This window comes from Actinacidiphila polyblastidii (assembly GCF_036353415.1).
Taxonomy (GTDB): domain Bacteria; phylum Actinomycetota; class Actinomycetes; order Streptomycetales; family Streptomycetaceae; genus Actinacidiphila; species Actinacidiphila polyblastidii.
On sequence record NZ_JAZEWV010000007.1, the window covers coordinates 184,418 to 198,521 of the forward strand.

The window sequence follows — 14,104 nt, forward strand, 5'->3', positions numbered from 1 at the left end:
GGCGGGCGCCGCGGGGTACGGCTGCGGTGGGACGCCGGAGTGCGCTGCCCAGCAGCCTGCCGCGCCGGCACCCGCCGGACGCGTGACGCGGCTGGGGGAGGACGCCAAAAGCACCCGCATGACCGTCGCGCGCCACCGCGCGCCCCGCCCGCGCGCGCACGGACAGCCGCCCCGCCGGTGCGCACGGGGGTCGCGCACCGACGGGGCGGCTGTCCTGAGGGGGCCGGTGACGGCCGGGTGTCCCGTCCCCACGATGACCCGGCCTGCCGGCCCCCGCCCCGTACGCTCTCCGCTCAAGAGCGGCGGGGGGTCAGGGAGCCCGCGGGGCCCGTCACATGTGGACGGCCGCCGCGTCGCCTTCGGCGATCTGCTCGGGCACGCCCCTGCGGTACATCAGCAGGGCGAGCACCGTGCCGAACGCGAAGAACCCGGCCGACCACCAGTAGGCGGTGGAGTAGCTGTGCAGCTGGGCCTGGGCGAGGACCGCCGGCGTGCTGCCGTGGCTGTGCACGTAGGTGGCGGCGGCGGTCGCGGCCAGCGTGTTCAGCAGCGCGGTGCCGATCGAACCGCCCACCTGCTGCATGGTGTTCACGCCCGCGGAGGCCACACCGGCGTCCCGCGGGTCGATCCCGGCGGTGGCCACGCTCATCGCGGTCGGCATCGCCAGGCCGATGCCCAGGCCGATCACGATCAGCGGCGGCAGCACGTTGGCCGCGTAGGAGCTGCTGCCGTCCAGCGCGGTCAGCCAGGCCATGCCGACCGTCGCGAGCCCCATGCCCAGCGGCACGATCGGCTTCGGGCCGAACCGGGGCACCAGCGTGTTGGTGGCCAGCTGCGCCGAGACCATGAGCGCGCCGATCATCGGCAGGAAGCCCAGACCGGTCTTGACCGGCGTGTAGTGCAGCGACAGCTGGAGGTAGTAGGTGAGGAAGAGGAAGACGCCGAACAGCCCCACGCCGGCGATGCCCAGGACCGCGAAGGACGCGCCGCGGTTGCGGTCGACCAGCACGCGCAGCGGCAGCAGCGGGTGCGCCGTACGGGTCTGCCACCAGGTGAAGGCGGCCACCAGCACCCCGCCCAGGAGCAGGAAGCCCCAGGTCAGCGGGGAGCCCCAGTGGTGGGTCTCGGCGTTCGAGAAGCCGTAGACGATGCCGAACAGGCCGGTGGTGACCAGGACCGTGCCGGGGATGTCGAGCTTGGGCCGCTCGGCCGGGGCGCCCTTGCGCAGCAGCGTCATGCCGCCGACGAAGGCGATGACGGCGAAGATCAGGTTGACGTAGAGCGTCCAGCGCCAGCTGAGGTGCTCGGTGAGCACGCCGCCGAGCAGCAGGCCGATGCCGCCGCCCGCGCCCGCGATGGCGCCGTAGATGCCGAACGCCTTGGCGCGCTCCTTGGCGTCGGTGAACGTCGTGTTGAGCAGCGAGAGCGCGGCGGGCGCGAGCATCGCGCCGAACAGGCCCTGCAGCGCGCGGCCGGAGACCAGTACGTCGAAGTTCTGCGCGGCGCCGGCCAGTGCGGAGGCGCCGGCGAAACCGACCACGCCGGTCAGGAAGACGATCTTCCGGCCGATCAGGTCGGCGAGCCGGCCGCCGAGCAGCAGCAGCGACCCGAAGGCGAGGGAGTAGGCGGTGACGATCCACTGCCGGTTGCCGTCGCTGAAGTCGAGCGCCTTCTGTGCGGACGGCAGCGCGATGTTCACGACGGTCGCGTCGAGGACCACCATGAGCTGGGCGATGGCGATGACGCCGAGCACCCACCAGCGGTGGTTGGCGCGCTCGCCGCCCGCGGTCTTCTCCGCGGGTGGAGCCTGGACTTGCTCGACGGGGGCGCCGACGGGGGTGTCGGCCGGTGACTGAGTCGACATGGGACGGACTCCTGGGTGGGACGGTTGCCTCGGAACCTGCGAAACCGCCCGCGCGAACGAAACGGTTTCGTACTCCACTGACCGTATGACTCGTCCTATCGAAACGCAAACGTTTCGTTCGGCACGGCCCTGTGCGACTCCTCACACACCCACGGGCTCAACCCCGCGCGCCGCCCGCGGCGTCCCCTCCCACGGGCGTGGTGCGCCCGCGGGCCGGGCTTGCGGCCGGTGGTCGCGGCCGGGGGCGGGGGCGCTGGACCGGGGCTAGGCGTCGGTGCGGCCGGTGACCGCGACCGTCACGCCGAGGCCGATCATGGCCAGGCCGCCGGTGCCGCCGACCGCCGCCATCCGGCGCGGCGAGCGGGCGAACCAGGCGCGGGCCGCCGAGGCGCCCACCGCCCACATGCTGTCGCAGACCAGCGCGATGACCGTGAAGACCAGTCCGAGCAGCAGCATCTGCCCGTGCACGCTCGTCCACACACCGCCGTGCGCGGCCGCGTCCCGGTCCACGAACTGCGGCAGCACGGCCGCGAAGAAGACCATCGTCTTGGGGTTGGTCACCCCGACGACGAAACCCTCGCGCAGGGTGCGCAGGTCGCCGCGGCGGGCCGTTTCCCCCGCGGCGCCGTCCGCCTCCGGCACGGCGGCGAGGCTGAGCGCGCCGCGGTGGCGCCACGCCCGCACGCCGAGCAGCACGAGGTACGCCGCGCCGGCCAGCTTCACCGCGGTGAAGAGCGCGACGGAGCGGGAGACGACCTCGCCGAGGCCCAGCGAGACGAGTGCGACGAGGACGTACGCGCCGGCCGCGTTGCCCAGCACGCTGCCCAGCGCCGTGCGCCTCCCGTGCGCCAGCGCACGCCCGAGCACGAACAGCACGCTGGGGCCGGGGATCAGGACGAGGAGGAGGGACATGGCGGCGAAGCCGGCCAGTCTGTCGGGGGACATCCTGTTTTCTCCTTCGGGTGGGGCCGGCTGGGTGGGGTGAGGGGGTGGGTTCAGCGGTGGGGTGCGACGCCGAGCGTAGGCCCGGGGGCGGGGCGGGCGCCTTCGCATTCGCCGCGCCCCTCCGGGAAGGGGCTCGCGCCCTCGCCGGCTCGGGGCGTTACGGGAGGAGGCCGGCGCGGCGGGCGGCGACGACGGCTTCGAGGCGGGTGTGGGCGCCGAGTTTGCGCATGGCGGAGCGCAGGTAGCTCTTGACGGTTTCGGGGCGCAGGCGCAGGCGGCTGGCCGCGGCGGCGTTGGTGGCGCCGGAGGCCACGGAGGAGAGCACGTCGAGTTCGCGCGGGGTCAGCAGGGCGGGCGCGGCCGGGGGCTCCGGGGCGTGCGCCGGCGCGGAGGCGGTGGCGAGGCGGGCGCAGGCGGTGAGCAGCTCCTGCCGCAGCAGCGTGTCGGGGATGCGGCCGGCCAGCGCGCGCAGCTCCGCGTGCGCCTCCCGGACCTCCTCCCAGGCCCGCGGGTCCGTGCTGGCGGAGGTCGGCGGCTGGGCGTAGGACAGCAGCCGCTGCGCCTCGTCGCGGACGGCGAGCGCCTGCTCCAGCTCGCGCGCCGCGTCCAGCGCCACGGTCAGCGGGCGGTCGCCGAGCGCGAAGGTCTGGCGCAGCGCCCCGTAGAGCACCCCGCGCACCCGGCGGTGCACGACGATCGGCACCGCCAGCACCGAGCGCAGGCCCTCCGCGGCGACCGCGGTGTCGTACTCGTGGCTGATCACCCGGGAGGTCCGGTAATCCGTGACGGTGTACGGGCGTCCCATCGCCAGCGCCTTGCCGCCGAGTCCGTTGCCGGTGGTGATCGCCAGCCCGCGCAGCGAGTCGGTGCCGGTGCCCGACAGCTCGCTGATGCTGAAGTGCCGGGCGCCGTAGCCCTGTTGCGGACCGGCGCCGGGGACCAGGCCGCCGAACGCCACCGGCAGCAGGCCCGACCTGCGCATCCGCAGCAGGGCCGCCCGCACCTCGACCGCATCTCCGCGCCCGCCGTCCACCGGCTCCACCCCCTCACCCCCTTCCGGGGGTAGTGAGACCCACGTCACTCGCGCACGATGCTACTCAGGAGTCCTGATCCAGGAGTCCGTTACGAGGAGGACATATGGCGGCATCCGATGCGACCGGGGCATTCCGCGCCGCCCGGGACCTCCTGCTGCGGCATCGTGAGGACTATACGGCGGCTCGCGAGGGCTTCCGCTGGCCCCGTCCCGAGCACTTCAACTGGGCGCTGGACTGGTTCGACGTGATCGCCGCGGACCCGGACACCGGCGGCCGCCCCGCGCTGTGGATCGTCGAGGAGGACGGCGCCCAGACCCGGATCACCTTCCGTGAGATGAGCGAGCGCACCTCCCGCGTCGCCAACTGGCTGCGCGCACAAGGGGTGCGGGCCGGCGACCGGGTGCTGGTCATGCTCGGCAACCAGGTGGAGCAGTGGGAGACCGCGCTGGCCGCGATGAAGCTGCGGGCGGTGGTCATCCCGGCCACGCCGCTGCTCGGCCCGGCCGACCTGCGCGACCGCGTCGACCGCGGCCAGGCCCGGCACGCGGTGGTACGGGCCGCAGACACCGGCAAGTTCGCCGAGGTGCCCGGGGACTACACCCGGATCGCGGTCGGCGCCGCGGAAGGGGACGCAGGCGCGGAGGCGGGCGTGGGCGCGGAGGCGGGCGTGGGCGCGGACGCCGCCGGCTGGCTCCGCTACGAGGACGCGTACGCGGCCGCCCCCGACTTCACGCCCGACGGTCCCACCCGATCGGATGATCCGCTGATGCTGTACTTCACCTCCGGCACCACCGCGCTGCCCAAACTGGTGGAGCACACCCACGTCTCGTACCCGGTCGGGCACCTCGCCACGATGTACTGGATCGGGCTGCGGCCGGGCGACGTGCACCTCAACATCTCCTCGCCCGGCTGGGCCAAGCACGCCTGGTCGAGCCTGTTCGCGCCGTGGAACGCCGAGGCCACGGTGTTCGTGCACAACTACACCCGCTTCGACGCGGCCCGGCTGATGGCCGCGATGGACCGGGCCGGCGTCACCAGCTTCTGCGCGCCCCCCACGGTCTGGCGGATGCTCATCCAGGCCGACCTGAGCGGGCTGCGCACGCCGCCGCGCGAGGTGGTGGCGGCCGGCGAACCGCTGAACCCCGAGGTCGTCGAGCACGTGCGGCGGCAGTGGGGCGTGGTGGTCAGGGACGGCTTCGGGCAGACCGAGACCGCCGTGCAGGTCGCCAACACCCCCGGCCAGCAGGTGCGGCCCGGTTCGATGGGCCGCCCCACCCCCGGCTACGAGGTGGTGCTGCTCGACCCGCTGACCGGGCGTCCCGCCGACGAGGGCGAGATCAGCCTGGACCTGGCGGCCCGCCCGGTCGGCCTGATGGCCGGCTACGCGGGCGACCCGCGGCGCACCGCGGAGGCGATGGGCGGCGGCTACTACCGCACCGGCGACATCGGCCGCCGCGACGCCGACGGCTGGATCACGTACATCGGCCGGTCCGACGACGTCTTCAAGTCCTCCGACTACAAGATCTCGCCGTTCGAGCTGGAGAGCGCGCTGCTGGAGCACGAGGCCGTCGCCGAGGCCGCGGTGGTGCCCGCGCCGGACGAACTGCGGCTGTCGGTGCCGAAGGCGTACGTGGTGCTCGCCGAGGGCTGGGAGCCGGACGGTGGGACCGCCAAGGCGATCTTCGCGCACTCGCGGGCGGCGCTGGCGCCGTACAAGCGGATCAGACGGCTGGAGTTCGCCGCGCTGCCCAAGACGGTGTCCGGCAAGATCCGCCGGATCGAACTGCGCGAGGCGACCATGCACGACGGCAGCCGAGAGTTCCACGAGGAGGACTACAGGTGAGCCCCGACACCGCGCCACCCGCCCCGCCGTCGTACGCGCACGGCGCCGGCGGCGACCCGCTGCTCGGCGACACCGTCGGCCGCAACCTGGACCGGGCGATCGCCGCGCACCCCGACCGCGACGCGCTGGTCGACGTGCCCAGCGGACGGCGGTGGACCTACGCGGAGTTCGGCCGCGACGTCGACCGGGTGGCGCGCGGCCTTGCCGCCCACGGCGTCCGCAAGGGCGACCGGGTGGGCATCTGGGCGCTGAACTGCCCGGAGTGGGTGCTCGTGCAGTACGCCACCGCGCGGCTCGGCGCGATCATGGTGAACATCAACCCGGCCTACCGGCTGCACGAGCTGGAGTTCGTGCTCAACCAGGCCGGCATCGGGGTGCTGATCGCCTCCACCGCGTACCGCACCAGCGACTACCGGGCGATGGCCGCCGAAGTACGGCCGCGCTGCCCGCGGTTGCGCGAGGTCATCCACATCGGGGACCCGTCGTGGGACGAACTGGCGGCCGCGGGCGAGGAGTTGCCGGAGGGCTTCCTGGCCGCCGCCGAGGCGGCGCTCAGCTGCGACGAGCCGGTGAACATCCAGTACACCTCGGGCACCACCGGCTTCCCCAAGGGCGCGACCCTGTCGCACCACAACATCCTCAACAACGGCTACTTCGTGGGCGGCACGGTCGGCTACACCGAGCAGGACCGGATATGCCTGCCGGTGCCCTTCTACCACTGCTTCGGCATGGTGATGGGCAACCTCGGCGCCACCTCGCACGGTTCCTGCATCGTCATCCCCGCCCCGGCGTTCGACCCTGCCGCGACGCTGCGCGCGGTCCAGCAGGAGCGCTGCACCTCGCTGTACGGGGTGCCGACGATGTTCATCGCCGAGCTGGGCCTGCCCGACTTCGCCGGCTACGACCTGTCCAGCCTGCGCACCGGCATCATGGCCGGATCGCCGTGCCCGGTCGAGGTGATGAAGCGGGTGATGGCCGAGATGCACATGGCCGAGGTGTCCATCTGCTACGGCATGACCGAGACCTCGCCGGTGTCCACCCAGACCCGCCGCGACGACGACCTCGAACACCGCACCGAGACCGTCGGCGCGGTGCTGCCGCACATCGAGGTGAAGGTGGTGGACCCTACGAGCGGCGTCACCGTGGAGCGGGGTACCGCGGGTGAACTGTGCACCCGCGGCTACTCGGTGATGCTGGGCTACTGGGACGAGCCGGAGCGCACGGCCGAGGCGGTGGACGCCGGCCGCTGGATGCACACCGGAGACCTCGCGGTGATGCGCGACGACGGCTACCTCGCCATCGTCGGCCGGATCAAGGACATGATCATCCGCGGCGGCGAGAACGTCTACCCGCGGGAGGTCGAGGAGTTCCTCTACACTCATCCCAAGATCTCCGACGTGCAGGTCGTCGGGGTGCCGGACGCCCGGTACGGCGAGGAGATCCTGGCCTGCGTGATCCCGCGCGACCCGGCCGACCCGCCGACGCTGCGGGAGGTCGAGGACTTCTGCGGCGGCCGGCTCGCGCACTACAAGGTGCCGCGCCACCTGCGGATCCTCGACGCCTTCCCGATGACGGTCAGCGGCAAGGTCCGCAAGGTGGAGCTGCGGGAGGAGTTCGCCCGCGGCGTCGCCGGATCAGGCGGCGGATGAGCCCAGCGGGATGATCGCGGTCGGTGCGTGGCCCGGCTCGGTGGCCGTCTCCTCGAACTCCGTGACGTCGGAGATGTCCGCGGTGGTGGACATCGAGATGTCGGTGATCCGCTCCAGGATCACCTCGACCACCACCGGCACCCGGTGCTCGGCGGCCAGCTTCCCGGCCTGCTCGAAGGCCGCGCCCAGCCCGGCCGGGTCGGTCACCCGGATCGCCTTGCAGCCCAGCCCCTCGGCGACCTTGACGTGGTCCACGCCGTAGACGCCGATCTCCGGCGAGTTGAGGTTCTCGAACTCCAGGTTCACCTGGTAGTCGATGTCCAGGCCCCGCTGCGCCTGCCGGATCAGCCCCAGGTAGCTGTTGTTGACCAGGACGTGCACGTACGGGATGCGGTGCTGCGCGCCGACCGCCAGCTCCTCCAGCATGAACTGGAAGTCGTAGTCCCCGGACAGCGCCACCACCCGGGCCCCGGGGTCGGCGGTGGCGACGCCGAGCGCGGCCGGCACCGTCCAGCCGAGCGGGCCCGCCTGGCCGCAGTTGATCCAGTGCCGCGGCCGGTAGACGTGCAGCATCTGGGCGCCGGCGATCTGTGACAGGCCGATCGTGGTGACGTAGCGGGTCTCCGGGCCGAAGGCGCGGTTCATCTCCTCGTAGACCCGCTGCGGCTTGATCGGGATGTCGTCGAAGTGGGTGCGGCGGTGCAGGGTGCCCTTGCGCCGCAGGTGCGCCGCGATCCACGCCGAGCGGTCCGGCAGCCGGCCCTGGTCCCGCAGCTCGCGGGCGACCTCGACGAACAGCTCCAGCGCGGCCGCCGCGTCGGAGGCGATCCCGTAGTCCGGCGGGAAGATCCTGCCGAGCTGGGTGGGCTCGATGTCCACGTGCACGAAGGTGCGGCCCCGCCGGTAGACGTCCAGCCGGTAGCCGGTGTGGCGGTTGGCCCAGCGGTTGCCGATGCCGAGCACGAAGTCGGACTCCAGGAACGTCGCGTTGCCGTAGCGGTGGGAGGTCTGCAGGCCGACCATGCCGGCGTTGAGCCGGTGGTCGTCGGGGATGGCGCCCCAGCCCATCAGGGTGGGCACCACCGGGGTGCCGGTGATCTCGGCGAACTCCACCAGCAGGTCGCAGGCGTCGGCGTTGATGACGCCGCCGCCGGCCACGATCAGCGGGCGCTCGGACGCCAGCAGGTACGACAGCGCCTTCTCGATCTGCGCCCGCGAGGCGGTGGGCTTCCACACCGGCAGCGGCCGGTAGGTCTCCGGGTCGAACTCGATCTCGGTCTGCTGCACGTCGATCGGCAGGTCGATCAGCACCGGTCCCGGCCGGCCGGACCGCATCAGGTGGAACGCCTGCTGGAAGACGCCCGGCACCTGCGCGGCCTCCAGCACGGTGGTGGCGGCCTTGGTCACAGGACCGGCGATCGCGGCGATGTCGACCGCCTGGAAGTCCTCCTTGTGGATCACCGCGCGCGGCGCCTGGCCGGTGATGCACAGGATCGGGACGGAGTCGCCGGTGGCCGAGTACAGGCCGGTGATCATGTCGGTGCCGGCCGGGCCCGAAGTGCCGACGCACACGCCGATGTTGCCGGGGCGGGCACGGGTGTAGCCCTCGGCCATGTGCGAGGCGCCCTCGACGTGCCGGGCCAGCGTGTGCCGGATGCCGCCGGACGCCTTGAGGGCCGCGTAGAACGGATTGATCGCGGCGCCGGGCACACCGAAGGCGGCGTCCACGCCCTCCAGCTTGAGGATCTCCACGGCCGCGCGGGCGGCGGTCATTCGGGGCATCAGGACTCCCTCTCCCGGAGCGGTGACACTTCCTTCTTGACTTCCACTATGCGGAAAGTGTCTTCTGCTTTATGGAAGGAACATAAGCGGGCCCGATGTGGGCGTCAAGGGCGCCGGGAGGCGCGGGGCCCGGGTGGGGCCCGCGGAGGACGCGCGTGGGGACATGCCCGGACGTGCGGGCGGCTCCGGAGAACGCGAAGGCGCCCGGCGCGGGTGGTCCGCGTCCGGGCGCCCGGCGGGGCGGGTCGGGGTCAGTCCGGCGGCCCGTGCCGGATCAGCTCGTCCGCCGCGTCGTTGACGGGCTGCGGCGTGCCGGTGAGGTCCATCACGAACAGCGGCACGCCCAACTGGTCGGCGCGCAGCCGCGCGTCGTGGGCGTAGCCGGCAAGCGAGAAGAAGGCCCCCGCGGCGTCCTCGTGCGCGCAGTTGAGCCACAGGCACTCCACCTCGCGCAGCGGCGTCGGCAGCGTGGCCGGGTCCACCTGGGCCACCAGGCCGTCGCCGCGCAGGTCGATGCCGTTCGCGGTGCGGTCCCCGGCCAGCCGCACGCCGCCGAAGCCCAGCCACTTCAGGTACTGGGCGGCCGCGGTCAGGGTGTCGCGCGCGGTGCGGATCGTCACCGGGCGGAACGGCGGCCGCGCGGTCGGCGGCGGCACCTGCCCCGAAGACCCGGGCGCCGCGGGATGCGGTACGCGCGGCCGCGCCGCCTCGTCGCCCGCCGCCTGGCCGGCCGCCGCCTGGCCGCCTGCCTCGTCGCCGTCCACCGGCAGCCGCACCAGCGCGCCGCACGCGCAGTCGAACTCCGGTTGCGGCCACTGGTCGGCGCGCCCGCAGTCCGGGCAGCGCAGCCGCACCCACGAGTCGTCCCAGGAACGGTGGAGCACCTCCACCGGCGCGGCGCCATGCCGCACCGGTGGCGCCAGCGGCGCCCCGCACACGCAGGGGAACGTCGGGGCGCAGTAGCGGTGCTCGCGTCCGCAGGCCGGACAGCACACCGGCAGGCTCTCGGCCATGGCTCGAACTCCCGGTCGGCCGCGGCCTGGTCGGGCCGCGGGTGGTCGTCCGTCCATAGTGCAGGAAGTTCGCGCCGCTGTGACCGATACGGAACACACCGTGACGAATCGTGCGGGGCGCCGGTCACCCGCGCCGCCCTGACCACCCCTCAGAAGTCCGGACGGCGCGGGCTGATGGTCCGCCCGGCGGTGCGCTGGGCGCGACAGGACTGTCACGCACCGCCGGACGGGGTTCGGGGGAGCGGGGGTTCAGTCCTCGACGGTGAGCCCGGACAGCCGCTGCACGCCGCGCAGCAGCGCCGAGTGGTCCAGGCCGCCGTCGCCCTGGGCGCGCAGCGAGGCGACCAGGTTCGCCACCACCGAGCCGACCGGCAGCGCGGCGCCGACGCTCCGCGCGGCCTCCGTGACGATGCCCATGTCCTTGTGGTGCAGGTCGACACGGAAGCCGGGGGCGAACGCGCGGCGCAGGAAGTTGTCCTTCTTGCGGGCCAGCACGGTCGAGCCGGCCAGGCCGCCGCCCAGCACCTCCAGGGCCGCGGACAGGTCGACGCCGGACTTCTCCAGGAAGACCACGGCCTCCGCGCACGCCTGGATGTTCACCGCCACGATCAGCTGGTTGGCGGCCTTCACCGTCTGGCCCGAGCCGTGCGGACCGCACCGCACCACGGTGCCGCCGAGCACCTCGAGCAGCGGCCTGGCCTCGTCGAAGTCGGCCTGGTCGCCGCCGACCATGATGGAGAGCACGGCCTCGACCGCGCCGGCCTCGCCGCCGGAGACGGGTGCGTCCAGCACCCTGATGCCCCGGTCCGCCGCGGCCGCGGCCAGGTCGACGGAGGTCTGCGGGGTGATCGAGGAGGTGTCGATCAGCAGCGCGCCCGGCCGGGCGTTCTCCAGGATGCCGTCCTCGCCGTAGGCGATCGCCTCCACCTGCGGCGAGGCCGGGACCATGGTGACGATGACGTCCGCGTCCCGCACGGCCTCGGCCACCGATCCGGCGGCCGTGCCGCCGGCCGCGGCCAGCCGCTCCAGCTTCGCCTGCTCCAGGGTGTGTCCGGTGACGTCGTATCCGGCCCTGATCAGGTTCTCGGACATGGGCGAACCCATGATGCCGAGTCCGATCCAGGCGACCTTCGGCAGTGCGGTGGGCATGTGTTCCGGCCTTTCGTGTGGTGGGAGCGGCGGGCCCGGAGGCGGGTGTGCGGGTCAGGGACGCCAGGAGAAGGAGGCGGCGGACCCCTCGGCGGACGGCTTGTACTCCAGGCCGGTCCAGCCGGTGTACCCCGCCTCGCGGAGCCGGCCGAGCAGGTCGGCCAGCGGGAGCGAACCGGTGCCGGGGGCGCCGCGACCGGGGTTGTCGGCGATCTGCACGTGTCCGGTCCTGGCCGCGTGGCGGGTGATGGCCGCCGGCAGGTCCTCCCCGTTCATGGACAGGTGGTAGAGGTCGAGCAGGAAGCGCGCGTTGCCCAGGCCGGTCGCCTCGTCGACACGGTCCGCGACCGCGACCGCGGCGTCCGCGCCGACCAGCGGGTAGCGCGGCGACTCGGGCGCGTTGAGCGCCTCGACCAGCAGCACCGCGCCGGCGTCCGCCGCGGCGCGGGCGGCGAACACCAGGTTCTCCAGCGCGAGCGCGTCCTGCTCGGCCGGGTCGACGCCGTCGACCCGGTTGCCGTACAGCGCGTTGAGCGCGGTGCAACCGACGGAGGCGGCGAACGCGGCCGCCACCTCGACGTTGGCCCGGAAGCGGTCGGACTCCGCGCCCGGGATCGACAGCGCGCCGCGGTCGGGGCCCGGGAGCCGCCCCGCGTAGAAGTTCAGCCCCACCAGGCGGGTGCCGGCCGCCTCCAGGGCGGCGCGCAGGGCGTCCAGCTCCGCCCGGCCGGGGGTCGGGTCGTCGGCCCACGGCCACCACAGCTCGACCGCGTCGAACCCGGCGGCGGCCGCGGCGGCGGGCCGCTCCAGCAGCGGGAGTTCGGTGAACAGGATCGAGAGGTTCACATCGAAGCGCGCGTCGGCGAAGCTCACGAGAGTGCGCTCCTTCCGTATTGCGGAAGTTGATTTCTGTCTTGTGGAACAGTGAATCAGCCTCCGGCGCGCTGTCAAGTGCGGGTCCCCGCTGCCGGGAGGGTGCGCGGGCGCGCCGCGGAGGCGGCCGGCGGGCGCTCCGTCCGCGGCCTGCGGGCCGGCCGCGCGGCGGCCGGCCTTTACCACTTGCCGCTAAAGGTAGAGACCTGTCGTCCTAAACCCGTCCCGGCGTCCTTCCGCGGCCGGAAGGGGCGACTTAAAAGATCCCGCGCGATCGGCTTCCGTAAAATTGGCATTCATGCTGCCGCAATACTGCGAAGTTTGTCCGTTTGCTTACCCTTCGGGCTTCCCCAGGACGCCCGCACATGGTCCGCTTTCCTCTGGACAAGGTAATGGCCCTGCCGTATTGTCATGCTCGATCGCCGATAGGTGCGGCCCAACCAGGCCGCTGAACTGCCCGGCGCACCTCCGCCTGGGTTCGGCTGTCGCACGGCGCTACGGGGACGGTGGAGTGTGTGGTCTGGAACGATGCGCGCACGGCGAAGGACGATTTACGAGAGACGACCGGGACCACCCCGTTGACCTCGGCGGATGCGTCCGCCACAGGCAAGCGTGCGGACGCCGGCGGCAGCCCTGGAGCACGGTTCACGGTGCTCGGCCTGCTGACCGTGGGGGACGGCGCGGACTCGGTGGCGCTCCAGCCCTCGCGCCCCGCCGCACTTCTCGCGGCATTGCTGCTGCATGCGAATTCTGTGGTATCCGCGGAATTCCTGCAACGGGTTATCTGGGGTGTGGAACCTCCCGCGCAGGCGAAGTCCGCATTGCACAGCTGCGTGCTGAGGCTGCGCCGCCTGTTCGGTAAATACGGTATCGCCCCGGGTGCCATCGAGGCTGTTCCCGGTGGTTACCGCCTGATCGCGGACGCGGCGACCCTCGACCTGGTCGAGTTCCGCGAGCTGCTGGACCGCGCGTATTCCCGTCGGGACCCGGAGACCGAATTACGGCTGCTCCGCGCGGCGCTCGCGCTCTGGCAGCCCCCGCTCATGGCGAATGTGCACTCCGATCTGCTGCACCGCGACGAGGTGCCGCGGCTGCGGGAGGAGTGGCTGCGGGCCATCGAGCGGGTCTTCGACCTCGAACTCGCCTGCGGGCGGCACCGCGAGGCGCTCGCCGAGATCGGCGCCACCGCCCGCGCGCACCCGCTGCACGAGCGCTTCACCGAGCAGCTGATGGAGGCGCTGCGGCGGGTCGGCCGCCGGGCCGAGGCGCTCGCCGAGTACCGGCGTACCAAGGTGCACCTGGCGCAGCAGCTCGGGGTCGATCCCGGGCCCGCGCTGCAACGGCTGGAGCTGGACATCCTGCGAGGCGAGCCCGAGTCCGTCGGGCCGGCCCACGCCGCGCGTGGTCCCGTGGAGCCGGGCTCCCCGGCCGGGACCGCCGGGCCGGGCGGGTCGACCGGGTCCGCGTCCTGGGCGGACGGCCGCGGCGCTCCGACGGCGGGACGGAACCTCGCCGCCGGCCAGGCGGGCGGCCAGGCCGCCGGTGCCGCACCCGGCAGGTACGGCTCCGCGGCGCCTGGCGCCGCCACCGCGCCGGACACCGCCGCCTCCGCGGGCCCCGCCCCCGGAACCGCCGCCCCGGGCGCACCCCCCGGGCGGTCCGCCCCCGCTGAGGACCGCGCGGCCCCCGGCTGCGCCGAGCAGGGCGCCCCGGGCGATCCCGCGGGACCCGACCGCGCCCTGGTCCCCGGCGACCGGATGCTCGACCGGCTGGTCTGCGCCGGCCTGCTGCAAGAAGGCCCGCACGGCCACTACCGCATGCACGAACTGCTCAGCGCCTTCACCCGCGCCGCCACCGCGGACGGCGTCGGCGCCCGCGCCCGGTCCGGCCGGCGCACCCCCGCCCATTCCCCCCGGCCAGGCGCCGCGGACCTGCACCCGACGGAGGCGTGA

General features: G+C 73.5%; 10 protein-coding genes. 3 read left to right on the forward strand and 7 right to left on the reverse strand.

From position 1 onward, the window contains the following. Positions 1-331: 331 nt before the first annotated feature. The 3 genes from V2S66_RS11810 to V2S66_RS11820 all read right to left on the reverse strand — a co-directional run bounded on the left by V2S66_RS11810 (position 332) and on the right by V2S66_RS11820 (position 3,812). Positions 332-1,864: an MFS transporter gene (locus tag V2S66_RS11810; protein ID WP_330794577.1), complete on the reverse strand. Its 1,533-nt coding sequence runs from the start codon at positions 1,862-1,864 to the stop codon at positions 332-334. 264 nt (positions 1,865-2,128) lie between these two features. Beyond that, the gene (locus V2S66_RS11815; protein ID WP_330794578.1) at positions 2,129-2,809 is read right to left on the reverse strand and encodes a LysE family translocator; all 681 of its coding nucleotides are present in this window, start codon (positions 2,807-2,809) and stop codon (positions 2,129-2,131) included. Between the two features lie 157 nt (positions 2,810-2,966). After that, positions 2,967-3,812, reverse strand: coding sequence for a LuxR C-terminal-related transcriptional regulator (locus V2S66_RS11820; protein WP_413966369.1), 846 nt, complete (start codon positions 3,810-3,812; stop codon positions 2,967-2,969). A 134-nt stretch (positions 3,813-3,946) separates the two neighbouring features. Between V2S66_RS11820 and V2S66_RS11825 the strand changes: the two genes are divergently transcribed. Continuing rightward, positions 3,947-5,686: an AMP-binding protein gene (locus V2S66_RS11825; RefSeq protein WP_330794579.1), complete on the forward strand. Its 1,740-nt coding sequence runs from the start codon at positions 3,947-3,949 to the stop codon at positions 5,684-5,686. Beyond that, positions 5,683-7,335, forward strand: a complete 1,653-nt coding sequence (locus tag V2S66_RS11830) for an AMP-binding protein (protein WP_330794580.1) — start codon at positions 5,683-5,685, stop codon at positions 7,333-7,335. Before V2S66_RS11825 ends, V2S66_RS11830 begins: the two co-directional genes overlap by 4 nt. Here V2S66_RS11830 and gcl read toward each other — a convergent pair. From gcl to V2S66_RS11850, 4 genes are all read right to left on the reverse strand, one after another. Continuing rightward, on the reverse strand, positions 7,321-9,117 hold the full coding sequence (gcl, locus tag V2S66_RS11835; protein WP_330794581.1) for a glyoxylate carboligase: 1,797 nt from the start codon (positions 9,115-9,117) through the stop codon (positions 7,321-7,323). The two genes, V2S66_RS11830 and gcl, sit on opposite strands and share 15 nt — an antisense overlap. Before the next feature lie 251 nt (positions 9,118-9,368). Next, complete coding sequence (locus V2S66_RS11840; RefSeq protein ID WP_330794582.1) at positions 9,369-10,130, reverse strand: hypothetical protein; 762 nt, start codon at positions 10,128-10,130, stop codon at positions 9,369-9,371. A gap of 249 nt (positions 10,131-10,379) precedes the next feature. After that, positions 10,380-11,279 (reverse strand): 2-hydroxy-3-oxopropionate reductase, encoded by a 900-nt coding sequence (locus V2S66_RS11845; protein ID WP_330794583.1) that lies wholly within the window; start codon positions 11,277-11,279, stop codon positions 10,380-10,382. Between the two features lie 54 nt (positions 11,280-11,333). Continuing rightward, positions 11,334-12,152 (reverse strand): TIM barrel protein, encoded by an 819-nt coding sequence (locus tag V2S66_RS11850; protein WP_330794584.1) that lies wholly within the window; start codon positions 12,150-12,152, stop codon positions 11,334-11,336. 689 nt (positions 12,153-12,841) lie between these two features. Here V2S66_RS11850 and V2S66_RS34520 point away from each other — a divergent pair. Then, positions 12,842-14,104 (forward strand): BTAD domain-containing putative transcriptional regulator, encoded by a 1,263-nt coding sequence (locus tag V2S66_RS34520; protein ID WP_413966371.1) that lies wholly within the window; start codon positions 12,842-12,844, stop codon positions 14,102-14,104.